Source organism: Yoonia sp. BS5-3 (assembly GCF_038069655.2).
Taxonomy (GTDB): domain Bacteria; phylum Pseudomonadota; class Alphaproteobacteria; order Rhodobacterales; family Rhodobacteraceae; genus Yoonia; species Yoonia phaeophyticola.
This window is the reverse complement of record NZ_CP150951.2, coordinates 3,763,594-3,784,677: the sequence shown is the minus strand read 5'-3', so window position 1 is coordinate 3,784,677 and position 21,084 is coordinate 3,763,594. Positions and strand designations below refer to the sequence as shown.

26 protein-coding genes and 2 tRNA genes are annotated in these 21,084 nt (G+C 56.1%); 23 read left to right on the top strand and 5 right to left on the bottom strand.

Annotated elements, in window-relative coordinates:
* The first annotated feature begins 106 nt into the window (after window positions 1-106).
* From AABB29_RS19130 to AABB29_RS19100, 7 genes are all read left to right on the top strand, one after another.
* Window positions 107-1,669 (top strand): 5'-nucleotidase C-terminal domain-containing protein, encoded by a 1,563-nt coding sequence (locus tag AABB29_RS19130; protein ID WP_341365399.1) that lies wholly within the window; start codon window positions 107-109, stop codon window positions 1,667-1,669.
* Between the two features lie 160 nt (window positions 1,670-1,829).
* Complete coding sequence (locus tag AABB29_RS19125) at window positions 1,830-2,645, top strand: alpha/beta fold hydrolase (RefSeq protein WP_341365400.1); 816 nt, start codon at window positions 1,830-1,832, stop codon at window positions 2,643-2,645.
* A 104-nt stretch (window positions 2,646-2,749) separates the two neighbouring features.
* A tRNA-Gly gene (locus AABB29_RS19120) sits at window positions 2,750-2,823 on the top strand.
* A 101-nt stretch (window positions 2,824-2,924) separates the two neighbouring features.
* Complete coding sequence (locus AABB29_RS19115; protein WP_373636688.1) at window positions 2,925-4,715, top strand: ABC transporter transmembrane domain-containing protein; 1,791 nt, start codon at window positions 2,925-2,927, stop codon at window positions 4,713-4,715.
* 104 nt (window positions 4,716-4,819) lie between these two features.
* Entirely contained in the window at window positions 4,820-6,706 is a 1,887-nt protein-coding gene (locus AABB29_RS19110; protein WP_341365401.1) for an acyl-CoA synthetase, read from the top strand.
* A 36-nt stretch (window positions 6,707-6,742) separates the two neighbouring features.
* Window positions 6,743-7,615: an NAD(P)-dependent oxidoreductase gene (locus AABB29_RS19105; protein WP_341365402.1), complete on the top strand. Its 873-nt coding sequence runs from the start codon at window positions 6,743-6,745 to the stop codon at window positions 7,613-7,615.
* A gap of 189 nt (window positions 7,616-7,804) precedes the next feature.
* A complete protein-coding gene (locus tag AABB29_RS19100) occupies window positions 7,805-7,942 on the top strand; it encodes a hypothetical protein (RefSeq protein ID WP_341365403.1) in 138 nt (45 codons plus the stop codon).
* Between the two features lie 178 nt (window positions 7,943-8,120).
* On the opposite strand, the gene AABB29_RS19095 is transcribed toward AABB29_RS19100, so the two are convergent.
* Window positions 8,121-8,426 carry a phage holin family protein gene (locus tag AABB29_RS19095; protein WP_341369044.1) on the bottom strand — a complete coding sequence of 102 codons (306 nt, stop codon included), beginning with the start codon at window positions 8,424-8,426 and terminating at the stop codon, window positions 8,121-8,123.
* Window positions 8,427-8,430: 4 nt separating this feature from the next.
* The gene (locus AABB29_RS19090) at window positions 8,431-8,889 is read right to left on the bottom strand and encodes a hypothetical protein (RefSeq protein WP_341365404.1); all 459 of its coding nucleotides are present in this window, start codon (window positions 8,887-8,889) and stop codon (window positions 8,431-8,433) included.
* Between AABB29_RS19090 and AABB29_RS19085 the strand changes: the two genes are divergently transcribed.
* From AABB29_RS19085 to AABB29_RS19075, 3 genes are read left to right on the top strand one after another with little or no spacing between them, the layout of a single operon-like run.
* Window positions 8,777-10,132, top strand: a complete 1,356-nt coding sequence (locus AABB29_RS19085; RefSeq protein WP_373636687.1) for an MFS transporter — start codon at window positions 8,777-8,779, stop codon at window positions 10,130-10,132. The genes AABB29_RS19090 and AABB29_RS19085 overlap by 113 nt on opposite strands.
* On the top strand, window positions 10,129-10,734 hold the full coding sequence (locus tag AABB29_RS19080; protein ID WP_341365406.1) for an exopolysaccharide biosynthesis protein: 606 nt from the start codon (window positions 10,129-10,131) through the stop codon (window positions 10,732-10,734). The genes AABB29_RS19085 and AABB29_RS19080 overlap by 4 nt, the downstream gene beginning before the upstream one ends.
* A gap of 58 nt (window positions 10,735-10,792) precedes the next feature.
* A complete protein-coding gene (locus tag AABB29_RS19075) occupies window positions 10,793-12,313 on the top strand; it encodes a GAF domain-containing protein (protein ID WP_341365407.1) in 1,521 nt (506 codons plus the stop codon).
* Here the strand turns inward: AABB29_RS19075 and AABB29_RS19070 are convergent, their stop codons facing one another.
* On the bottom strand, window positions 12,314-13,093 hold the full coding sequence (locus AABB29_RS19070) for a response regulator (protein WP_341365408.1): 780 nt from the start codon (window positions 13,091-13,093) through the stop codon (window positions 12,314-12,316).
* 100 nt (window positions 13,094-13,193) lie between these two features.
* Here AABB29_RS19070 and AABB29_RS19065 point away from each other — a divergent pair, with 100 nt between their 5' ends.
* The 12 genes from AABB29_RS19065 to AABB29_RS19010 all read left to right on the top strand — a co-directional run bounded on the left by AABB29_RS19065 (window position 13,194) and on the right by AABB29_RS19010 (window position 19,135).
* On the top strand, window positions 13,194-13,415 hold the full coding sequence (locus tag AABB29_RS19065; RefSeq protein WP_341365409.1) for a NepR family anti-sigma factor: 222 nt from the start codon (window positions 13,194-13,196) through the stop codon (window positions 13,413-13,415).
* A complete protein-coding gene (locus AABB29_RS19060) occupies window positions 13,412-13,957 on the top strand; it encodes a sigma-70 family RNA polymerase sigma factor (protein ID WP_341365410.1) in 546 nt (181 codons plus the stop codon). Before AABB29_RS19065 ends, AABB29_RS19060 begins: the two co-directional genes overlap by 4 nt.
* Before the next feature lie 3 nt (window positions 13,958-13,960).
* On the top strand, window positions 13,961-14,503 hold the full coding sequence (locus tag AABB29_RS19055) for a histidine kinase dimerization/phosphoacceptor domain -containing protein (RefSeq protein WP_341365411.1): 543 nt from the start codon (window positions 13,961-13,963) through the stop codon (window positions 14,501-14,503).
* 7 nt (window positions 14,504-14,510) lie between these two features.
* Complete coding sequence (locus tag AABB29_RS19050) at window positions 14,511-15,989, top strand: phospholipase D-like domain-containing protein (protein WP_341365412.1); 1,479 nt, start codon at window positions 14,511-14,513, stop codon at window positions 15,987-15,989.
* Between the two features lie 67 nt (window positions 15,990-16,056).
* Window positions 16,057-16,251 carry a CsbD family protein gene (locus AABB29_RS19045; protein ID WP_341365413.1) on the top strand — a complete coding sequence of 65 codons (195 nt, stop codon included), beginning with the start codon at window positions 16,057-16,059 and terminating at the stop codon, window positions 16,249-16,251.
* A 74-nt stretch (window positions 16,252-16,325) separates the two neighbouring features.
* Window positions 16,326-16,697, top strand: a complete 372-nt coding sequence (locus AABB29_RS19040) for a hypothetical protein (protein WP_341365414.1) — start codon at window positions 16,326-16,328, stop codon at window positions 16,695-16,697.
* The gene (locus AABB29_RS19035) at window positions 16,694-17,311 is read left to right on the top strand and encodes a MarC family protein (protein WP_341365415.1); all 618 of its coding nucleotides are present in this window, start codon (window positions 16,694-16,696) and stop codon (window positions 17,309-17,311) included. The genes AABB29_RS19040 and AABB29_RS19035 overlap by 4 nt, the downstream gene beginning before the upstream one ends.
* Before the next feature lie 75 nt (window positions 17,312-17,386).
* On the top strand, window positions 17,387-18,118 hold the full coding sequence (locus tag AABB29_RS19030; protein WP_341365416.1) for a hypothetical protein: 732 nt from the start codon (window positions 17,387-17,389) through the stop codon (window positions 18,116-18,118).
* A gap of 24 nt (window positions 18,119-18,142) precedes the next feature.
* The gene (locus AABB29_RS19025; RefSeq protein ID WP_341365417.1) at window positions 18,143-18,310 is read left to right on the top strand and encodes a hypothetical protein; all 168 of its coding nucleotides are present in this window, start codon (window positions 18,143-18,145) and stop codon (window positions 18,308-18,310) included.
* A 249-nt stretch (window positions 18,311-18,559) separates the two neighbouring features.
* Window positions 18,560-18,742 (top strand): hypothetical protein, encoded by a 183-nt coding sequence (locus AABB29_RS19020; protein ID WP_341365419.1) that lies wholly within the window; start codon window positions 18,560-18,562, stop codon window positions 18,740-18,742.
* On the top strand, window positions 18,739-18,951 hold the full coding sequence (locus AABB29_RS19015; RefSeq protein ID WP_341365420.1) for a DUF2945 domain-containing protein: 213 nt from the start codon (window positions 18,739-18,741) through the stop codon (window positions 18,949-18,951). Before AABB29_RS19020 ends, AABB29_RS19015 begins: the two co-directional genes overlap by 4 nt.
* Before the next feature lie 22 nt (window positions 18,952-18,973).
* Window positions 18,974-19,135 carry a DUF1328 domain-containing protein gene (locus AABB29_RS19010; RefSeq protein WP_341365421.1) on the top strand — a complete coding sequence of 54 codons (162 nt, stop codon included), beginning with the start codon at window positions 18,974-18,976 and terminating at the stop codon, window positions 19,133-19,135.
* A gap of 271 nt (window positions 19,136-19,406) precedes the next feature.
* On the opposite strand, the gene AABB29_RS19005 is transcribed toward AABB29_RS19010, so the two are convergent.
* Together AABB29_RS19005 and AABB29_RS19000 are read right to left on the bottom strand one after the other, a co-directional pair.
* Window positions 19,407-20,057, bottom strand: coding sequence for a hypothetical protein (locus AABB29_RS19005; protein ID WP_341365422.1), 651 nt, complete (start codon window positions 20,055-20,057; stop codon window positions 19,407-19,409).
* 33 nt (window positions 20,058-20,090) lie between these two features.
* Window positions 20,091-20,561: a lytic transglycosylase domain-containing protein gene (locus tag AABB29_RS19000; protein ID WP_341365423.1), complete on the bottom strand. Its 471-nt coding sequence runs from the start codon at window positions 20,559-20,561 to the stop codon at window positions 20,091-20,093.
* A 256-nt stretch (window positions 20,562-20,817) separates the two neighbouring features.
* Between AABB29_RS19000 and AABB29_RS18995 the strand changes: the two genes are divergently transcribed.
* Window positions 20,818-20,894, top strand: a tRNA-Arg gene (locus tag AABB29_RS18995).
* The last annotated feature ends 190 nt before the right edge of the window (window positions 20,895-21,084 follow it).

The following is a 21,084-nucleotide window of genomic DNA, read 5'->3' as shown; positions in this document are numbered from 1 at the left end:
TGTCACAAAACTGACGTAGGGTCCGCCTAATCGGGCGCGGGGAAGCCGTTTGACTCTGCCGCGACCCAGCGCCAATCTTACCAAATCTAAACAGGGGGAAATCCACATGATTTCACGAATTCTTACATCAACATGCGCATTGGCGCTGACAGCAGGGGCTGCCTCGGCTGACTTCACATTGCATGTTATCCATATCAACGATCTGCACAGCCGGATTGAACCAATCAACCGGTTCGATTCGACCTGCAACGCCGAAGACAACGCCGCAGGCGAATGTTTTGGTGGCGTGGCGCGGGTGATCACCAAAATCAACGAGCTGCGCGAAGAGCTGGCCGGTGAAAACGTGATCGTTCTGGACGCGGGCGACCAATATCAGGGCAGCCTGATGTACACGACCTATAAAGGCGATGTTGAGGCCGAGTTTGCCGAGATCGTCGGCTTTGACGCCATGGCCGTGGGCAACCACGAATTTGACGATGGCGACGAAGGGCTGCGCAAGCTGACTGACGCTGTGTCTTTCCCAATCATCTCGGGCAATATCGATGTCTCCAGCTCAAACGTGCTGGCAGGCCAGGTGGATAACCACGTTGTGCTTGAAGTTGGCGGCGAAAAGATCGGCATCGTCTCGGCGCTGGCCGTCGATACGGTTGAAACCTCCAGCCCGTCTGATGCGGTGATCTTCACCGATGAAATCGAAAGCCTGACCGCAGATGTGGCCACGCTGGAAGCGGAAGGCGTCAACAAGATCATCGCGCTGAACCACGTGGGCGTGACCAAAGACCTTGAAATCGCCGCAGCGGTTGCGGGCCTTGACGCTGTCGTGGGCGGACACTCGCACACGCTGTTCTCAAACACTGATGAAGATGGAATGGCCTATCCGACCATGGTTGGCGATGTGCCGGTGGTGCAGGCCTATGCCTATTCGAAATATGTCGGGCATCTGGTGCTGGAATTTGACGATGCGGGCAATGTGACCTCAGCGACTGGAGATACGATCCTGCTGGATGCCAGTGTAGCCGAAGATGAAGCCGCCGTGGCCCGCGTGGCCGAACTGGCAGGCCCAATCGAGGAAATGAAAACCCGCGTCGTGGCAGATGCGGCCGAAGCCATCGAAGGCGACCGTTCGGTTTGCCGCGCGATGGAATGCCCGATGGGCAACCTCGTGGCCGATGCGATGCTTGACCGGGTCAAGGATCAGGGCGTTCAGATCGCCATCCAGAACGGCGGCGGTTTGCGCGCGTCGATCGACGGTGGTGAAATCACCATGGGCGAAGTCCTGACGGTGCTGCCGTTCCAGAACACGCTTTCGACTTTCGAAGTGACCGGTGAGGCCATTGTCGCCGCGCTCGAAAACGGCGTCAGCGAAATCGAAGAAGGGGCAGGGCGCTTCCCACAAGTTGCGGGCATGAGCTTTACGGTTGATGCCGCAGCCGAACCCGGTTCGCGCGTCTCCGAAGTCATGGTTGGCGGTGCGCCGATTGATCTGGCGGCGACATACGGCGTTGTGTCCAACAACTACGTGCGTAATGGCGGCGACGGCTACGGCATGTTCGTCGATGCGGCCAATGCCTATGACTATGGCCCAGACCTGGCGGATGTGACAGCTGAATACATCGCAGCCAACGCACCTTATCAGCCCTATACCGATGGGCGTATCACAATGAAGTAAGCTGACAGCAGCTTTCGGAAAAAATGCGCTGCGGGCAACCGTGGCGCATTTTGCGTTTGGGGCCATGGCCGGATCGCCAAAACGAAATCGTGACTGGACCTTGCGGGGCTCTGGTCGCAACAGTTGCACCTGTGAAAACGTGCAACATCGGAGATGCCCCGTGATCCGCAGCCTATTGACCAGCCTATTGATTTGCACTGGCCTGCCAGGCATGGCGCAAGACTGCGGACCAGATACCCCGTGCGAGATTGAAGGCGGGCTTTATCACCTGCGTCTGCCCGATGGGGAGGGGCCGCATCCTGTGTTGATCTGGTATCACGGACATCGGGGCAATGGTGCATCGATCCACCGTGGGGGCGGCCTGCAAAGGGACTTTCTCGAACAGGGCTATGCACTGCTGGCGCCCAATGGCTACCAATCCGGGGATGGCCCCCGTTCCTACCCCGCCCGCGCGGGCGCGCCGCGCGATGATGTGGCTTTTACCTTTGCGGTCTTAGAGGATGCCAGCCTGCGGGCGAATCTTGATCTTGACCGGGTTTATGCGGCGGGCTTTTCGGCAGGCGGGTCGATGGCCTGGCTTTTGGCCTGCGAGGCCGGGGATCGTTTGAAAGGGATGGTCAGTGTGGCGGGGGCCTTGCGTAGACCAAACCCGACGGATTGCGCGGGGCTGCAAGGGCTGCCTGTGATGCAGGTGCATGGGTTCGCCGATGCGCAAGTACCGTTTGAGGGGCGCGGCATTGGCGCTTGGCACCAAGGCAGCCTGTGGGAAATTCTCGACCGGGCACGCGACGCCAATGGTTGCCGTTCAAACCCGGATGATATCACAATTTCCGACCAATACCGGACACGGGTGTGGGATGTCTCATGTATCGGCGCGCCAGTGCGCCTAGATGTACATGACGGTGGTCATGGGCTGCCACAGGGTTGGACAGCGCGGGCGCGGGAGTTTTTGGAAGGGGCGGCGGCGTCCAATTGATCTTGATCCGAAACCGATCATTGCGGTTTTCGATGGTCTGCAGACGAAACTCGGCTGGCACTTCTTGACCTCATATCGAAGGTGATTTAGTCACCCTGTTAGTTGCGGGCGTTGTGTAATGGTAAGACCTCAGCCTTCCAAGCTGATGATACGGGTTCGATTCCCGTCGCCCGCTCCAAAAACTTCCATACAAATTTGAATATCGGACATACCCGCAGCATGGCTTGTGAAAAGCGCACGCCAGAATTATGTCAGGGGACAAGTGACAAAGGATGTCCGATGGCAGACCCCCAAAGAACCACACCAGAAGATCGCCCCGTTGGTGAAAAGGTCAGCGCGCTGCGTGCGCTTTGGCCGTTCATGCGGCCATATAAGCTGAATATCTACGGGGCAGGTTTTGCTTTGGTTTTCACAGCTGGCGTGTCGCTCTCATTGCCGGTGACGGCCCGGCTGATCGTCGATAGTTTCGGCGAAGCGGGGGGGCAGATCGGGGATTATTTCGTTGCCATGCTGACGGCGGCTGTGCTGCTCGCGCTGGGCACGGCGTTGCGTTATTATCTGGTGACGCGTCTGGGTGAACGGGTTGTGGCCGATATCCGCAAGGGCGTCTTTAACCGCATGATCAGCATGAGCCCCGCCTTTTATGAACGGATCATGACCGGTGAAGTGCTCAGCCGGATCACCACAGATACAACGCTGATCCTATCGGTGATCGGTAGTTCAGCCTCAATCGCGCTGCGCAATATCCTGATTTTCATCGGCGGCGTGATTCTGATGCTGCTGACCTCAGTTCCAATGAGCTTGATGGTGCTCTGGCCGATTCCGGTTGTGTTATTTCCCATCATTTTCCTGGGGCGCCGGGTGCGGAAGATTTCAAAGGAAAACCAGGACCTGATCGCAGAATCAAGCGGCGGTGCGTCCGAACAGCTCTTGGCGGCGCAAACCGTGCAGGCCTTCACGCATGAGGCGCTGAGCCGGGCGAAATTCGATGAAGTGACCGAAGAAAGCTATCGGTCGGCGCGGCGCCGGATTTTTATCCGCGCCATTTTGACCGCTGTGGTGATTTTCATGGTCTTTGCCGCCGTGGTGCTTTTCCTCAGCATGGGGTCCGAAGATGTCAGCCGGGGCCAGATCACCGAAGGCGGATTGGTCCAGTTCCTGATTTACACGATCATGGTCGGGGGGGCTGTTGCGGCCCTGTCCGAGGTCTGGGGCGAATTGCAGCGCGCCGCAGGGGCCACCGAACGGCTGGTCGAACTTTTGACCATTGAAGACAGTGTGCAGGACAGCCCTGATGCGCAATCGCTGCCTGAGCCGGTCAAAGGGGCGCTCACCTTCGATAATGTCAGCTTTCAATACCCTTCGCGGCCCGATGTCTCGGCGCTGGATGGGATTGATCTGAAGATCGCGCCGGGGGAAACTGTGGCGCTGGTCGGCCCGTCCGGGGCAGGTAAAAGCACGATTATCCAGATGGTCCAACGGTTCTACGACCCGCAGCAAGGGGCGGTGCTGATGGATGGGGTGGATCTGCGTGACCTGACCCGTGGCGAGTTCCGCAAACATATCGCACTGGTGCCGCAAGACCCGGTGATTTTTGCCGAAACCGCGCGCGAGAATATCCGCTTTGGCCGGCCCGAAGCCACCGATGCTGAAGTCGAAGCCGCCGCCAAGGCTGCCGCCGCGCATGACTTCCTGTCGCTCTTGCCCGATGGCTATGAAAGCTATGTGGGCGAACGCGGTGTGATGCTGTCTGGCGGGCAAAAACAGCGGATCGCCATTGCCCGCGCGATTTTGCGCGACGCCCCCATTTTGCTGCTGGATGAGGCGACAAGCGCGCTGGATGCCGAAAGCGAACACGCTGTGCAAAAGGCGGTTGAGGATCTGGCCAAGACACGCACGACCTTGATCGTGGCGCACCGGCTGGCCACGGTCAAAAAGGCGGACCGGATCATCGTGTTTGAAAACGGCAAGATCATCGCGCAGGGCACGCATGATGATCTGGTGGCTCAAGACGGGCTTTATGCACGTCTGGCCCGGCTGCAATTCACAGAAGGTGTGGCGGCTGAATAGAAAATCTCGTAGCGTCATACTTGAGGTTTCGCCGTTCTTTGCCCAACTTGGGTGATCAGGGAGAACTGCCCAAAAGACGGCAGATATATTTGGGAGGAGAAGGCATGGCTTATGCAAATGTCGCTGATCGTGATGCGATCGAGAATGAAATGCCGTGGGATGCGCGCGATTTGCCAACCACGACCTATGCGATGCTCAGCAAGACGGCGCAAAAGCATGGCAGCCGCAAAGCGGTCAGTTTCAGCCTTTTGTCGGACCCGAATTCCAAATGTGAAACCCTGACCTGGAACGAATTGCGCGACAAGACCGGGCAGACCGCGAACCTTTTCCGGTCTTTGGGCGTGGGCGAAAATGATGTGGTGGCCTACCTGCTGCCCAACGCGACCGAAACGATCCTGACCTATCTGGGCGGTCAGGTTGCGGGGATCGTCAACCCGATCAACCCACTTCTGGACGCCGAACAAATCGCCGCAATCCTGCGTGAAACCAAGGCCAAAGTGCTTGTGACGCTCAAGGCTTTTCCCAAAGCCGACGTGGCGCAAAAGGCGGCTGAGGCCGTGCGCTTTGCCCCCAATGTCAAACATGTGCTTGAGGTGGATTTGCTGCGCCATCTGAGCGGTTTGAAGAAATTCATCGTCCCGCTGATCCGGCCCAAGAACCCGGCAGATCATGATGCACGGGTGCTTGATTTCAATGCCGAGCTGGACAAGCAGCCAACCGAGCTGACATTTGAAGACAGCAAAGTGGACCGGGTTGCGGCCTATTTCCACACCGGCGGGACCACAGGCATGCCCAAGGTCGTGCAGCACCGCTATTCGGGGATCATCTACAATGCCTGGCTGGGGGATCGGCTGCTCTTTACCGAAAATGATGTGCAGATCTGCCCGCTGCCGCTATTCCATGTGTTCGCGACGATTGTGTCGCTTGGGGCATCGCTTGGGTCGGGGGCGCAGGTCGTCTTTCCAACGCCGCAGGGCTATCGCGGCGAAGGGGTGATGGACAATTTCTGGAAGCTGATTGAGAAGCACAAGGTGACCTTCATGATCACTGTGCCCACGGCCATGTCCGCGCTGATGCAGCGCAAGGTCGATGCGGATATCTCAAGCCTGCGGCTTGCCTTCTGCGGCTCCGCGCCCCTGCCGCTAGAGCTTTACCGGCGTTTCGAAGAGGCCGCAGGCGTGACGATCTGCGAAGGCTACGGGCTGACCGAAGCAACCTGCCTTGTGTCGATCAACCCGCCTGACGGGGATAAACGGGTCGGGTCTATCGGAATTCCGTTCCCTTACACGGATGTGCGGATAATCTCGCCTGCGACGGGCAAGGATGCCGGACCTGATGAGATCGGGGAAATCTGCATCTCAAGCCCCGGCGTCTATGGGGGTAAAACCTACACGGAGGCGGATAAGAACGCTGATCTGTTTTATCCGGGCACGATATCGGACGCGCAATATCTGCGAACCGGTGATCTGGGGCGCAAAGACCCGGACGGCTATCTGTGGATCACCGGGCGGGCCAAGGACCTGATCATCCGGGGCGGGCACAATATTGATCCCGCTGAAATCGAAGAGGCGCTCGCCGGGCATGAGGCGGTCGCCTTTGCCGGGGCGATCGGGCAACCGGATGAATATTCCGGCGAAGTGCCCTGCGCCTTTGTCGAATTGGTGGATGGCGCGACGATCACAAGCGATGAGCTGATCGCCTATGCCAAGGAACATATCCACGAACGGGCTGCGCATCCTAAGCATTTGGAAATCATGGATGAACTGCCCAAGACGGCGGTGGGCAAAATCTTCAAGCCTGACCTGCGCAAAAACGCGATCACACGCATTTATAACAAGGCACTGGCCGATACCGGGGCCGAAGTCAGCGTGGTGCTTGAGGATAAGAAACGTGGGCTGGTCGCGCATATTGCAAAAACCGGCGATGTATCAGATGAAGATATCGGCAAAGCGCTGAACGCCTTCACGATCCCATGGGAAGTGGCTGAATAATCGTCCAGCGCCGCAACAGGCAAAGGATGATGACAAATGGCAAAGCTGGCGTTTTTGGGTCTTGGGGTCATGGGCTACCCGATGGCAGGGCATCTGCAAGGGGCGGGCCACGATGTGGCTGTGTACAACCGGACCACGGCCAAGGCTGAAAAATGGGTCTCTGAGCATGGCGGGCGCATGGGGCAAACCCCGCGCGCGGCGGCGGAGGGTGCCAACATGGTCATGGCCTGCGTGGGCAATGATGACGACTTGCGCGCGGTCTGCCTGGGCGATGAAGGGGCGTTTGCGGGGATGACACCCGGATCGACCTTTGTCGATCACACAACCGTTTCTGCCGCAGTGACGCGTGAATTGCACGATATCGCAGCCGAGGCGGGGATCGCCTTTGTTGATGCGCCTGTATCGGGCGGTCAGGCGGGCGCAGAAAATGGCGTGCTTTCAGTGATGTGCGGCGGGGCGCAGGACAGCTATGATGCAGCGGCGCTGGTGATCAGCGCCTACGCGAAGACCTGCAAACGGATCGGGGGCTCCGGGGCCGGGCAGATGACCAAAATGTGTAACCAGATCGCGATTGCAGGCGTGGTGCAGGGGCTGGCAGAGGCGCTGCACTTTGCGCAGAAAGCCGGTCTGGACGGGCGGGCTGTGGTTGAGGTGATCAGCCAGGGCGCGGCGGGCAGCTGGCAGATGGCCAACCGGTATGAGACGATGCTGGACGATCACTTTGATCACGGCTTTGCAGTGGACTGGATGCGCAAGGATTTGGGCATTTGTCTGGACACCGCCGATGAAAACGGCGCTAGCCTGCCACTGACCGCGCTGGTGGATCAATTCTATAAAGACGTGCAGAAACTGGGCGGTGGACGGTGGGATACGTCATCACTGCTGAAACGATTGCAGGCGATGGAATAAAGCGTTTGACGAAATAGCCGACAAACCAAGGAATACATGCCGCTGCCCGGCCGTTGATTTCAGGCAGCGGCATGCTTTCGCGTTGGGTCAAAGTTCGGTTCTGTCGCGGAAAATTCAGAGCGGAACGCTTTGGAACAAATTTTCGACTTGGCTGTTGTCTCTGCGCAAAACCCATGAAGGAGTTTCACCATGAGTGACGTCAAGAAGAGCAAAAAAGATCGTAAATCTGTCCTGTCTGAACTGAATCAGAGCGACCGTAAGCCCTCAAAAGATCCGGAGGAAAAAAGCGACAAGTCTGTCCTGTCTGAACTCAATGACAGCAAATAAGAATGAGGGCCGCCGTTTGAGGTGGCCCTTTTTCGTGATGTTTGCGGATATGTGCCGTTCTACGCCTCAGCGAACCTGCAACACTTTTTCGCGCCCAAACTGACTGGACTGTGTGCTTTAGCCGTTTCAGGGGACACGAGTTATCCGGTCTTTGGTAGCAAAGCTGCCGCTGGTGCAGCTACCGAAGCGACCGCCCCGTATTCAACCCAGTCAGAAAGACTTTAACCAAGTCATGCGCGCCGACTTCCACTTGTGGGGGCTGAGACTTCTTTTTCGGCCAGAAAAATACGACCGCAGCAACCGCGAGAAAAGCTGATCCGACGATACCATTAGCTGCTATCGGAGACAGCCTGTCAGCAATCGCCAACCAAGCTGTCGCTACGAGAAAGCCCATGCCGACAAGGCCCAAGAAGGCAACAGCGGTGATCCGCGCGGCGCGCAGAGCCAGCCTGCGCGCCTGATTTTTAATATCATCTGAAATCATCAATTTACGACCGCTTGGATGTGGCCATCCCTATGACAAGACCGGCCGTCGCCGCGGCAAGCAGCGCCGCTGCGGGTTTGTCTTTTACGAATGACTGCGCTGATGCGGCTGCGTCCTGAGCTGCACCTGCAACATTTTGTGTGGCCTCCGCCAGATGATCTTTCAAAACATCGGTGGCTTCGGCAGATTTGCTAATCGCAGCTTTGCTTTCAGTGACGCCGAGTTGTTTTAGCGTCGAAACCAAGTCGCCTAAATCCCCGCGCAAGGCTTCTACCTCTTTGCCAAGTTGCGCGACTGTTGCGTCTTTTTTGCTCTGTGTCATTGCATAAATCCTTTGCGGTTGACCAGTTATGCTATGCCAACAAGAGCAGACGATTTCGGTTCCAAAAAACTTTCTGGAACATTTTCCTGCGCCATCTGTTGCTAGCGTAACGGTCCAATCTTTGGAGGCAGCGATGGCCAATTCTCTTTCGAAAGCAGCATTGAAGGCGTCAGGTCCCGCGGATCGCAATAAAGCCCGGCATGTTATATCGCTTAGTTTAAGCAAAACAGCGGATGAGTTGATTAACCCAAAGCTGATTTTGACTTGGCTAATCACCGCTTTGGGTGCGCCAGCTTATCTGAGCGGCGCTGTCGTTCCTATCCGGGAGGCTGGCGCATTGTTGCCGCAACCCCTCATCGCGCGCTTTGTGCAGCGATACCAGTTGCGAAAAATGTTTTGGGCTCTCGGTGCGCTGCTTCAAGGCGCGGCGGCTTTTGCAATCGCTATGATAGCGCTAAGGGTTGATGGCACTTTGGCGGGCTGGCTAATTCTTCTTTCATTGCTACTTTTCGTTGCCGGTCGGTCGCTAGCATCGACAACATACAAAGATGCCTTGGCGCGAACCGTCGAAGAGGGCGAGCGCGGCCATATCACAGGTTGGGCGGGGACGGTCGCTGCCGTTGCTGGTTTGGCATTCGGCGCAAGTATGGCGTTGGGGGTCTGGGGACAGGTGTCTGTTCCCGTTGTGGCCGCCGCAATCGGCGTGTCTGCAGTGATGTTCGCCTGCGCGTCCTGCGTCTTTATTGGATTAAATGAAGACGCCAGTGAGAACAAAAGCGAGCAGATCAAAAGCATCGTAAGTTTCATCAAGCCCTTGCGCGAGGATAAAGATTTTCGTCGTTATGTTCTGGCACGTGCATTCCTGACCGCGACGGCGCTCGCGCCCCCGTTTATCGTGCTTGCGTCGGCTCAGAGCGAAAGTAATTCACTGACAACTCTTGGACCCCTTGTGATTGCGTCCGGGTTGGCCGCCATCGTCAGCTCGGCGGCCTGGGGTTACCTATCCGACACGGCCAGCCGTCTTAGCCTCGCGATCGGCGGAGGAATCGCCACGATTGCCTATGCTATCGCCGCCTTTCTGATCCTTCTGGAAGATGGATCGCTCGCGACGCTCGCTGCGGCTTCAATCCTGTTCGTTGCGCAAGTCGGCTATCAAGGCGTGCGGTCTGGCCGTTCCATCTACTTGACAGATATGGCCAACGACCGCGACCGCCTGCAATACACAGCGCTCAGCAACATCTTGATTGGGACTGTCCTTGCGGCGGGCCTTGGTCTTGCAGGTGTCGCAGAGGTGTTCGGGGCGGCATTTGCGCTTGCGGTCTGCGCGGCCATGTCTGCGGTCGGCGTGTTCTTTGCCTTTACTTTGCAGGAGCTTTCAAAATGAAGACTGTCAACTGCAACACAACGTTTGAAGACATCGAAGACGCGCTAGACAAGGTTGAGGAGGCGAATGTTACGACAGTCGAAGACGTGATCGAAGCCTTGGGTCCAGCGTCTTTCCTGCCTATTCTGTTATTGGTTTCGCTCGTTGTTGTGACCCCTCTAAGCAGTATTCCGGGTCTGTCCGGAATGTCCGGGATCGTCATCGCCCTGATTGCTGGCCAACTGATCTTGGGGCGTGAAAAATTGTGGCTACCGGACTTGATCCTTAGCCGGAAGGTCCCCGGAGATAGGCTGAACAAAGCGCTTGCCCAAATTCGACCGCCGCTGAGTTGGATGCAGGATCATACAAAAGAGCGATTGCCGTTTTTGGTGCGAGGCCGGGCAATCCGTGTCCTGTTGGTACTTTGCATGCTGTGCGGCCTTGTCATGCCATTTCTAGAGGTCCTGCCTGCGACCTCATCAATGATGGCAGGGGCTATTGCTATTCTATGCCTTTCGCTTATCAGTCGGGATGGCGTTCTTGCGATCGCGGGGCTTATTTCTGTGGGTTTGGTGCTGGTCGTTCTGTCCGTGCTATTCAAAGCGGCGTTTAGCCTTCTTTAGCCCAAGGCTTGCTTTTTGCTTCTACTGCAACACTTTGTAGTCAAAGCAGGGGATGGGAATGAAAGACACAACAGACGGTGACGGATGCGCGCTGAAATCACAAAAGCGCTTGGCAGCGTTGGACAGTCTTTCGCTGATGGACAGCCCGCCAGAAGAGATTTTTGACCGCGCTGTTCGCCTTGCAACCCGTATGCTTGGTGTGGAAGTTGGCCTGCTATCTTTGGTTGATGGGGAGCGTCAATTTTTCAAAGCGCAAATTGGCTTGCCAGCACCATATGCCGAGTCTCGCGAGACGCCGCTTTCGCACTCATTCTGTCAGCATGTGGTCAGAGGTGGCGCACCCTTGATGGTGAGGGACGCCCGCGAAGATCCGGTGCTGCAATCAAACTTGGCTATCCGCGACCTAAATGTCATCGCCTATCTTGGTGTTCCGGTACGCGCGACAGATGGCGAGGTGTTAGGGTCATTTTGCGCGATTGAGGGTAAGCCGCGCGATTGGACGAATGAAGAGCGCGCGATCCTTGATGATATCGCCGCTGGCATTGAAAGCGAATTGGCGTTTCGTACCGAAAGTGCGACGCGGTCGGCGCAAGTTCGTGAACAGCGCGCGATGCGCCAAAGGCTTGATCTGGCCCTACAATCCGGGTCGATGGGAACCTACGACCTGAATCTTGAAACCGGTGTGGCTGAGTGGGACGACCAGCTTTACGAAATTTGGCGGCTGCCTGTTGGTAGTACCAATCCGTTTGAAGCCGCAGTAGCGAAAATCCATCCAGAGGATATGGACGCGCATGAGGCCGCCTTTGCGAAGGCAATGGATCCTGCGGGCGACGGTCTCTACCGCCTGGAAATGCGGGTTTTAATGGGGCCGTCCGAGGATTATATCTGGGTGCTTTCCACCGGAATTGTGACCTTTGACAGCGAAACCCCCACGCGGATGGTTGGGACAGTGCAAGACATCTCGGACCGCAAGCGAGCCGAGGAGCACGCTCTCCTTTTGTCACAAGAGCTAAACCATCGCGTCAAAAACCTGTTCGCGATCACCAATGGGATCATCAGCATCACGGCCCGCGAAAGTAAGACGACGCGAGAGATGGCCGATGCGCTGAGGTCGCGAATTGTATCGTTATCGTCTGCCCATGATTTGGTGCGTCCCGCTATTGCCAGAGATCACAACGCAGCCGCAGAAACAGACCTGGCCACCCTGATGCAGACAATTCTTGCGCCGCACCTTCAGACAGCAGACCAAGCGGAGTTGACCGGCGACTTTATCGCGCTTGGGGCTGAACAAGCATCGTCCTATGCGCTCGTCCTTCATGAACTGGCGACCAATGCCGCAAAATACGGTGCCCTGACTGGCACAGACGGAAGGGTCAAAATCGAATGGCGCGTCAATGCGGGCACGCTGTCTTTGAATTGGTTTGAAACCGGCGGACCTCAAACCGACCAAACCAACGGGACAGCAGGCTTCGGTTCAACGCTCATCGATTTGACGGTCAAAAGACAGCTCTTTGGGGATTACGAAATTGAGCGGAAGCCCGAAGGCTTCTGCTTTCGAATGACACTTCCCTGGAGTTGATCAGGCGAGAGTTTCCGTCGAAGAAAAAAACATCGCCTGCGAAATCGCCGATAGCACCTGCTCGGTCCGGAAGGGCTTGGTGATCAGGAAGGCTGGTTCTGGTTTTTCGCCCGTCAGCAAGCGCTCTGGATAGGCTGTGATGAAGATCACCGGCAGATCGCCATGCGCTTTCAGAAGATCATTCACCGCATCGATGCCCGAGCTTTCATCTGCCAAGCGGATATCAGCCAAAATGAGGTCTGGTCGACCATCGGTTCCGACCTGCAAGGCTTCTTCATGGGTTTGAGCCACGCCAAACACTGCATGGCCTGCCTCGGTGACAATGTTTTCAAGATCAAGCGAAATAACGGGCTCATCTTCAATGATGAGCACCTTGCCCCGTGCCGAGCTCGCCAATTCTTCTTGGCCAATCCGGATCAGTTTCTCAGCTTCCTCGACTGAAGCACCAATGATCTCGGCCACGTGAGCAGGCGCGAAATCTTCCATCGAATGTAACAGCAGCGCCTCGCGGGTGCCTGGCGTCAGGGATTTGAGGTGCTCTTGAACTTTTGCAGCCCTCCCGCGTTCTTCATCCGCGACCGGTGCGCCCGAGGATGTCCAGATCCCGTGGAACATGCGGAACATCTCGACCCGTGCTGCGCTTGGATCCGGTATGGTTGCTGGATCTGCTATCATGGCCTCAAGGACCGCTGCGGCATAGGCATCGCCAGTCGTCTGATTACCAGTCAAAGCGCGCGCGTAGCGTCGCAGAAAAGGGATGTGGCCAGCGATATGATCCATTGGGTTGTTCTTTTTTTGCAATTTCTGGGAACTAACTAAATAGAGTACTGTTAGTTGGTAACAAGATGTAATGTCACGCAAAGCGAGTTTGGATCGACAAATGGACGAAAAAGAAAAGCCTAACACCGGTATTCTAAGTGCCCATTTGAAAGATGCTTATTCAGATACCTTGGAAGAAGAACTGCCCGAGACCTTTCGGCTTCTCATTGATGAGAACCTTCGCAAGGGTGTCGAAGAGACCTTGAACGAGGGCATACCAGACCGTTTCCGGCATCTGCTAAGCCAACTGGACGAGGTCGCTTCCAAGGGAGGCGATTCATGAGTTCGTTCAACGACGATCTGTTGCAGTTGGTCCCGAACCTTAGGGCCTTCGCGCGCAGTTTGACGCGCAATGCCACGTCTGCAGATGATTTGGTGCAGGACACCTTAGTGAAAGCCATCTCTTACAGGGATAAGTTTTCCGAAGGTACAAATATGGGCGCGTGGACGTTCACGATCATGCGCAACACTTTCTACAATGACCGTGCAAAGGCGTCGCGTGAGACAGAAGATCCCGAAGGTGATCTGTCTGCTCAGCTCTCTGTCAAACCAGATCATGATGGCCGCTTGCAATATGTCGAATTCAAAGCTGCTTTTGCTCAATTGTCGGACGAGCGACGCGAGGCTCTCACCCTCGTGGGCGCGCTTGGAATGTCGTATGAGGAAGCGGCCGAGACCTGCGGTGTGGCCGTTGGCACCATCAAAAGCCGTGTCGGCCGCGCACGTCGGGACCTTGCAGTCATTATGAAGCTCGGTGACGAGGGCATGACCGACGCCACGGATGCGCATACGACAGCAGTTGTTTCAGCAGCGACAGTGGCCTGACGCATGAATGCTCCGCACCTCGATCTCGTGACGCTTCAAAAGGAAGTCTTTCACCACGTCAGCAACAACTTCCAGATCATCCAATCGATGATACGGCTGGTGTCCCGCGATCCGTCCGTCATAGATGTAGCCAGTGAGCTGGAACAGCGCATTCAGCTTCTGAGCATCGCGCATACCGCGCAGAACTGTTTTGACAGTGCGGCAATCCATTCGATTGAGACGGCGCTACCCAACCTCATTTTGGGTGTCCAGCGTGGCGGGTTTTTGCTGGGTCGGCAAATAGTGCAGGACGTAAGCTGTAGTCCGCTAAGTGTGCAGCGGACCTATGCGGTCTTGCATGTCTTGGTTGAGGTGCTGCGCGTTTTGAACCGCAGCACCGCGCGCAACATCGTTATTGCGCTCAGCGATGATGAACTGGTTGTTTCCTCCGATGCAGAGCCAATTCCGCTCAATGAAAGCACCATCGCTTTGACGGCGGCCTTTGCCCGTGAATTGGGCACAGCGCCGACATGGTCCGACACCGGTTTGACGCTGAAACTGCGCTGACCGAAACATGGTCGAAATCCTCCTGACCGCAGAAGAAGCTTATCCACGGTTCGAAGAGCTTGTCGCGGGCGCCCAGACGGACGTTTCAATCTCCATGCGCATCTTCGATGCTGCAACGCCTCTCTACGGATCGACAGGAAACGGTGAAACCTGGGCGGATCTGATTGCAGCGAAGTTGGCCGAAGGTGTCCGCTTTGATATCACGCTGTCCGATTTCGACCCTGTCGCCAAGCCCGAACTGCATAGATACGCTTGGGAGTGCTTTGAAAGGTTGAAATCGGCAGCGTCCGCCTGTCCGGCCCGCATGCAGGCCAGGGTTCATTTGCATCCAGCTCAGGCCGGTATGTTGCAGCGTCTTCTGTTTGCACCTGCAGCCTTGTTCCACATCCACAAAGAATGTGAGCGGCTAAACGCTCTTGCCCCAGACGACCGCGCACGGCAGCTTGAGGCGATGCCCGAATTTGCCAAGCTCATTCGCACAGGTCCCCAACTCAGCCCGCGCTTCTGGCGGTTCCCGCCGCTTCATATTGCATCGCATCATCAAAAAATGGCGGTAATCGACGGGGAAACACTCTATATCGGTGGGCTCGATTTGAACCCGCGCAGATTTGATACAAAAACGCATGACCGACCTGCACCGCAGACGTGGCATGACGTGCAAGTCGTGTGCCAAGGGCCGATCGCATCCGCAGCGCGCACCCATATCAACACGTTTCGGTCCGGCGCGGAGGGGCAAGACATCACGGCTGTGCCCGGCTTGATCCGCACCCTCAGCCAGCGCCGATCTTTCGGCGTGCCTCGTCTTTCGCCCAAGACCGTCCTGAACGACATCGAACAGGCCCATTTTGATCTCATCGAAAGCGCTCGGACGTTTATTTATATTGAGACACAATTTCTTAGATCATCGCGGATCGTAACTGCGCTTTGCAAGGCAGCACATCGCGGCGTTTCCCTCATTGTCATCCTTCCTGCCGCCCCCGAGGAGGCAGCCTTTGGCGACGCGAGCGGGCTGGACACGCGATTTGGAGAACACTTGCAGGCCCGCGCGATCGGCCGCCTGAAACGGGCTTTTGGTGGCAATATGTTTCTGGGGTCTCCGGTGCAGCCCAAGGCACAAGATGGTGATCGTGATACTCTCGAACAGGCCCCAATCATCTATGTCCATGCGAAGGTTATCATCAGTGATGCTGAAAGGGCGATTGTCTCTTCGGCAAATCTGAACGGACGGTCTATGCGATGGGATACAGAGGCCGGTGTCGTCCTGAAGGACAAGGATGCGCGCCGTTTGTTTCAGCGCTGCACCCAGCATTGGCTCAGCGATGCTGCGCCAGACGGTCTTGAACGGGCACAGACATGGCGGGATTTGGCAAGCAAGAATGCTAAGACTGAACCGAACGAGCGGCCCCATTTCCTTGTGCCGCATAATCCTGTGCCGGGACAGGATAAGGGCCACGATTTGCCGGGCATTCCCGAAGAAATGGTATAATTCCGGGAACCTTTCTTGGGGCGCTCTGTTGGTTAAACAGAAGCAACCAGATGAAAGGAGTTCGAAAATGAATATCGAGCAACTCAAAGGCCAGTGGAGCCAACTCAAAGGCGATGCAAAATCCAAATGGGGCGAGCTGACCGACGATGATCTGATGGAAATCGAAGGTGATGCCGACAAACTGGCCGGCAAAATCCAAGAGAAATACGGCAAATCGAAAGAGCAAGCCAAAGAAGAAATTAACGAATGGCTGGCCGCGTAAATCGCGCCTAATTTCTACGGCGGGCATCTGTGTCCTTAGCTGACTTCTGAGGCCCGCCGTAGCCCCTTTTTTCAATGATTGATTACAATCAAAACCAAGTTGTCTCCCTGAGCCAAATCTTCTGGGACAAGCTGCCAATGGCCATTGCAGCTGTGGTGATGTTGGCTCTTGTCTGGGCCGCGTCGCGCTCTTCGGCATGGCATATTTCCCGATCTGCTATGTGTTTTAAGCTGCGTGCCTTCCTGATCGACGCGTTGTCGCCCATCACGTCCGTAGCGGTTTGGATTGGCGGCATTCTGACGACACTGGGCCCAGGCGCTGTAGCCATTGGCTTAGCCTTCAAAGACACCGGCGAGAAACTCGTAACGGGCATTGAAATTCCCTTTCCTAACCAAAGGCTTGCAGTCGCTAAGCCAATCCCAGTCAAATCAATAGGTGCAACATGAATTCTGAGCTTGTCTCTGCTTTTGGCGCGTTTTTCGCGATCATGAACCCGTTTGTGAACCTACCGATCTTTCTAGCGCTGACCAGCGATTTCAAGGTCAGCGAACAACGCAAGCTGGCCATCCGTGTGGCGCTGGCCTGCTTATTGATGTCCGGCGTGATCCTTGTTGCGGGGCAGCAGATCATCAGCTTCTTTGGGATCACCATCGATCAATTCCGGATAGCTGGAGGCATCGTTTTGGCCCATATCGCTTGGCAGATGTTGAGCGGACAATCCATCGCGTCCCACCATGGGACGGACGATGAAAAGAACCACATGCAAGAGCTGACGCAGCTAGCCTTCTACCCGCTTGCCTTTCCGATCATCGTTGGTCCGGGAACAATTGCGACGATCATCATTTACACGGGTCAAAGCGATGTGCTTTTGGTCGGTGGCGTTGTCGCGGGGATCATTCTGTTGCTTGGGCTCGTCTTCTATTTCGCCGCCTTCTTCGGCAAAATCCTCAGCGACACAATGCGCGTGATCATGACCCGTTTGATGGGGATGATCCTGCTGGCCATCGCAGTTGAGATGGTGGCAAGCGGCGCGAAAGCGGTGTTCCCCGGGCTTTCCTAAGGTCGATTTTTTCGGGAACGGAATCGTGACCCATCTGTTCCTGTTTCAACACCTTCGAACGAATAGGAGATTGATGTGAATAGACAAATCTGGGCTCAGGGCATTCTTGTCCTCACCATCGCATTCGCCGCGTCGCCATTTCTGACGGATGGCTTCGGTGGCTTCACCAAAGATCAATTCCCTGTCCAACTTGACCACTGGCCTGCACAGCCCGCAGGGTGGGCGTTTTCCATCTGGGGTGTGATTTATGCTTGGCTGATCATCAGCGCAGCCTTTGGCGTCTGGCGCCGGGCGAATTGGGAGTATTGGCAGGTCGCGCGGCCGACGCTTGCCCTCAGCCTTGGTATCGGCGTGTTTTGGATTGCGGCCGCCAATGCTGCACCACTGGTCGCGACCGGTATGATCCTGATCATGGCGATCGCGGCCATCTATGCGATGCTGCGCTCGGGTACACATGATCCCTGGACGCTGTCTGGCCCGATTGGTCTTTATGCTGGCTGGCTCACCGCCGCATCAGGCGTCGCGGTTGCGGTCGATCTGAGCGGATATGGCATCCTTGGTGGGCAGACTGCTGCCCTGATCGCCTTGTCACTGGTGCTGATGGTTGGTCTGGGCATCCAGGCTCTGCGCCCGGCGCTTTACACCTATCCGGCTGCCATCGTCTGGGCACTGATCGGCGTGATCGCCGCGAACTTTAGCGCCGCGCATTGGCCTTCTGCTGCGCTCGCAGCGCTTGGGATCATCGCATTTGCCTACCGCACATGGGCGCTGAACCGCCGTGACCTTGCAGCGCCGGCCATCATCTAACACCCGAAAAGACAGGAGAAATCCATGTTTGAGAGCAAGATATCCAACCCTGCAACTGATGGGCTGATCGCCATTTACCCAATGATGAGCGATGCCGAAGCAGTTGCCATACTCACCGCGCGTCCTGCCGCCTTTCTGGAATGGACAAGCTTTCGGTCGAAACGCATGCACCGTATTCGAGCAAGATCTTAAAGGCCCTGCGCACGCATTCGGATAGCGGCGTGAAGGACAGTGGCGATGGCCGCGAACATAGCATTTTTGTCCAGGGTGGGCCCATTGCTCGACCAACCTGCCCGCACGCGCGATTGGCGCGCCCTTACCAACCAGCCGGGTTGCATCGCCGCGCAGCAGGCCATGGGGCCGATGACCTGATTGCCGACTAAGGCGGATTTTTCGGAACCAAATCAAATCCATCCTGTTGACCGAACGAAAGGAGATAAAATGTCCGCACCAGATACAAATATCGACAAACAACAAAAGCGCCACTACGGGCCGTTGTGGGGATTTGCAGCTGTGCTGGTTGCAGTCGGCATTGGTATTTTCGTTGTTCCAGCCGCGACCGAAGAGATCAGCGAAGACGCCGGCACGATCAGCGTTACCGACCCGGTTGAGGCGTCAGAATGACGTTTCACGTCGGCGATGCGGTGACCTGGAACTGGGGTTCTGGGACCGCGAAAGGAAAGGTTGTGGAAAAGTTCACAGACGATGTGACGCGCAGCCTTCAAGGTGCAGAGGTTACACGAAACGCATCTTCAGACCAGCCCGCCTTCTTGATCGAGCAAGATGACGGCGCACAGGTGCTCAAATCCTGCACGGAAATCGAAACAAGCTAAACGAAATCGAAGGAGAAAAATTATGCTCGGATGGGCTCTTACATTTTTTATCGTCGCAGTCATCGCAGGTGTTTTGGGATTTGGCGGCATCGCTTCAGCGACCGCAGGGATCGCTCAGATCCTCTTCGTGATTTTCTTGGTTCTGTTCGCAGCTACGTTGCTGCGGCATCTGTTTAGGGCATGATGCAAAAGGCGTAAAAATATACCATCACGCCTTTTGGGATTTCAGCGGATCTGAGCGGCGCACTGGATTTCCCTGCCCAAAGAACGCATGAGCGCCGGGTATATCTAAAGCTAATCTATCTGTTGGCCGAAGCAGCGAACGTCTGCTCCGGCCAACAGGCACATCTCGCCTCGGTCGCTTGCCACACGAACCCGACATTCGCTGGTTTGGATTGAAAGGCCGGTTTGTCCGGCCATGCAACGTTCAGTCGCCTATCAACAATGTGCAGCTTCTACTCTTTTGGCTGCCATCCGAATTTCGTCATGTCCGGATAGCCAAAATGAGAGTATGGCGTCGCACGTCTGATGGCCGCATAAAGCGCCTCGACCAGCCGTGCTGGGGGCGGGCCATCCTGCGATAGAATGATTTCCTGATCATCCTGCGAAATACGTATTTCCGGCAGGCCTTGCGTGATCGTCACACGCAATTGGGTGTCCCCCTCACCGATGATGTATGCGTCTGGCGCTTCTGGCGGGTTATGCAGTCTTTCGGCGCGTTCCCAATCGAAATTGAATACCCAGCGCGGGTGCCGGTCATCGGGGACATATTTGTCGCCCCGTGTTGATGTAAATTTTTGAACTAACCCAGGGATGCCGCGTTCGCGCCAAAACGGGCCGCAGACCACACCGCCCAAATTAAACCTTTCGATATAGACATTGCCGCAGGTCTCAATTGTTTGGCCAACAGATTCTTCGAAGGCTTGTTCAATGATCGTCACAAAGGCGCTTAGCTTTGCAGGGCATGGAACGCCGCTTAGCTTGCTTACCAGCTCGTCCCAGAGCGGCTCATCACCTCGCAGGCCCCATTGCCACGGCCTTTGTCCGGCCTGAAAGATGTCACCAACAGTTTTCATATTGTCCGGGTGGCTTTTGGTCTCTGGCATCAGCTCTGCTCCGCAAATGTATGGGGTCTGCGGCTAGCCCGCGCGTAGCCCAGTCTCAACCAGCATCCCGCGCCGCTTCGCCTCGTAGTAATATCCGCGCGCATACCAGCTGACGGCAGTTGCCTCATCCCCATCCGAGACAAGCCAAGCGCCCCGCAGATATCGGCCGGCATAGATCAGATTGGTTTCTGCATCCAAAAGCCCGTCAGGCGATCCGCGATAGCCCATGGTGCGCGCGGTCTCGGGCAGGATTTGCATCAGGCCGTAATAGGGGCCATTACGCGCTGCCGGGTTATGGGTGCTTTCGCGGATAATCACTCGGTGCAGCAATGTGACCGGGATATCATGGACCTCCGCATATTTGTTGATCAAGCGGCGCAGCTCGGGCGTTTCGTTAGGATAAAGCGGGATGTCATTGCTGGCGCGGGAGGAGGTTTCGTTGCGGCCTCCGCAGCCTGCGATCAGGGCGGTGAGACCGGCCATGACAAATCGGCGATGATACATGTCTGCTCCTGTTTTTTCTTTACGGCAGAGCATGCGGGTTTTTGCGGGCAATGTCACGTGACCAGCTGATGTGTATGTACAGGAAATGTACAGCATATGTACGCGTTCTGTATCGGGGCGTTTGACGATCGGAGCGGGCGATGAGATGGGAATGCGCGACTAAAAACGCTGAACGATCGCTATCGTCCGATCTCCGCAAAGCCTTTGAAGTTGGGGCTTGTAGCCAACCCAACGCATACCCCATAAAACAACAGCTGGCCCCGTGGCTCAACTGGATAGAGCAGCCCCCTCCTAAGGGGCAGGTTGCAGGTTCGAATCCTGCCGGGGTCACCAAACCTGCCAATAAATACAAATACTTACGGACAATCACAAAGTGCTCTGTGCAAGATTATGCAGGATTTTGCGGCTTTTGTCTGCGAACAGGCAAAGAACATCGCTACAAAACGTCTACAGCCCGATCAGCCGTACAAGACTTTTTGGAGTTCCCATAAACAGAAAAATCCCGGCTCGGCGGCAACCGAAA

What these genes read in the sequence shown, in the direction of transcription:
- AABB29_RS19130 (WP_341365399.1), top strand. Translation starts at nt 107, where the DNA reads ATGATTTCACGAATTCTTACATCAACATGCGCATTGGCGCTGACAGCA.
- AABB29_RS19115 (WP_373636688.1), top strand. Translation starts at nt 2,925, where the DNA reads ATGGCAGACCCCCAAAGAACCACACCAGAAGATCGCCCCGTTGGTGAA.
- AABB29_RS19110 (WP_341365401.1), top strand. Translation starts at nt 4,820, where the DNA reads ATGGCTTATGCAAATGTCGCTGATCGTGATGCGATCGAGAATGAAATG.
- AABB29_RS19105 (WP_341365402.1), top strand. Translation starts at nt 6,743, where the DNA reads ATGGCAAAGCTGGCGTTTTTGGGTCTTGGGGTCATGGGCTACCCGATG.
- AABB29_RS19100 (WP_341365403.1), top strand. Translation starts at nt 7,805, where the DNA reads ATGAGTGACGTCAAGAAGAGCAAAAAAGATCGTAAATCTGTCCTGTCT.
- AABB29_RS19095 (WP_341369044.1), bottom strand. Translation starts at nt 8,426, where the DNA reads ATGATTTCAGATGATATTAAAAATCAGGCGCGCAGGCTGGCTCTGCGC.
- AABB29_RS19085 (WP_373636687.1), top strand. Translation starts at nt 8,777, where the DNA reads ATGCTATGCCAACAAGAGCAGACGATTTCGGTTCCAAAAAACTTTCTG.
- AABB29_RS19080 (WP_341365406.1), top strand. Translation starts at nt 10,129, where the DNA reads ATGAAGACTGTCAACTGCAACACAACGTTTGAAGACATCGAAGACGCG.
- AABB29_RS19075 (WP_341365407.1), top strand. Translation starts at nt 10,793, where the DNA reads ATGAAAGACACAACAGACGGTGACGGATGCGCGCTGAAATCACAAAAG.
- AABB29_RS19070 (WP_341365408.1), bottom strand. Translation starts at nt 13,093, where the DNA reads ATGGATCATATCGCTGGCCACATCCCTTTTCTGCGACGCTACGCGCGC.
- AABB29_RS19065 (WP_341365409.1), top strand. Translation starts at nt 13,194, where the DNA reads ATGGACGAAAAAGAAAAGCCTAACACCGGTATTCTAAGTGCCCATTTG.
- AABB29_RS19060 (WP_341365410.1), top strand. Translation starts at nt 13,412, where the DNA reads ATGAGTTCGTTCAACGACGATCTGTTGCAGTTGGTCCCGAACCTTAGG.
- AABB29_RS19055 (WP_341365411.1), top strand. Translation starts at nt 13,961, where the DNA reads ATGAATGCTCCGCACCTCGATCTCGTGACGCTTCAAAAGGAAGTCTTT.
- AABB29_RS19050 (WP_341365412.1), top strand. Translation starts at nt 14,511, where the DNA reads ATGGTCGAAATCCTCCTGACCGCAGAAGAAGCTTATCCACGGTTCGAA.
- AABB29_RS19045 (WP_341365413.1), top strand. Translation starts at nt 16,057, where the DNA reads ATGAATATCGAGCAACTCAAAGGCCAGTGGAGCCAACTCAAAGGCGAT.
- AABB29_RS19040 (WP_341365414.1), top strand. Translation starts at nt 16,326, where the DNA reads ATGATTGATTACAATCAAAACCAAGTTGTCTCCCTGAGCCAAATCTTC.
- AABB29_RS19035 (WP_341365415.1), top strand. Translation starts at nt 16,694, where the DNA reads ATGAATTCTGAGCTTGTCTCTGCTTTTGGCGCGTTTTTCGCGATCATG.
- AABB29_RS19025 (WP_341365417.1), top strand. Translation starts at nt 18,143, where the DNA reads ATGTTTGAGAGCAAGATATCCAACCCTGCAACTGATGGGCTGATCGCC.
- AABB29_RS19020 (WP_341365419.1), top strand. Translation starts at nt 18,560, where the DNA reads ATGTCCGCACCAGATACAAATATCGACAAACAACAAAAGCGCCACTAC.
- AABB29_RS19015 (WP_341365420.1), top strand. Translation starts at nt 18,739, where the DNA reads ATGACGTTTCACGTCGGCGATGCGGTGACCTGGAACTGGGGTTCTGGG.
- AABB29_RS19010 (WP_341365421.1), top strand. Translation starts at nt 18,974, where the DNA reads ATGCTCGGATGGGCTCTTACATTTTTTATCGTCGCAGTCATCGCAGGT.
- AABB29_RS19005 (WP_341365422.1), bottom strand. Translation starts at nt 20,057, where the DNA reads ATGCCAGAGACCAAAAGCCACCCGGACAATATGAAAACTGTTGGTGAC.
- AABB29_RS19000 (WP_341365423.1), bottom strand. Translation starts at nt 20,561, where the DNA reads ATGTATCATCGCCGATTTGTCATGGCCGGTCTCACCGCCCTGATCGCA.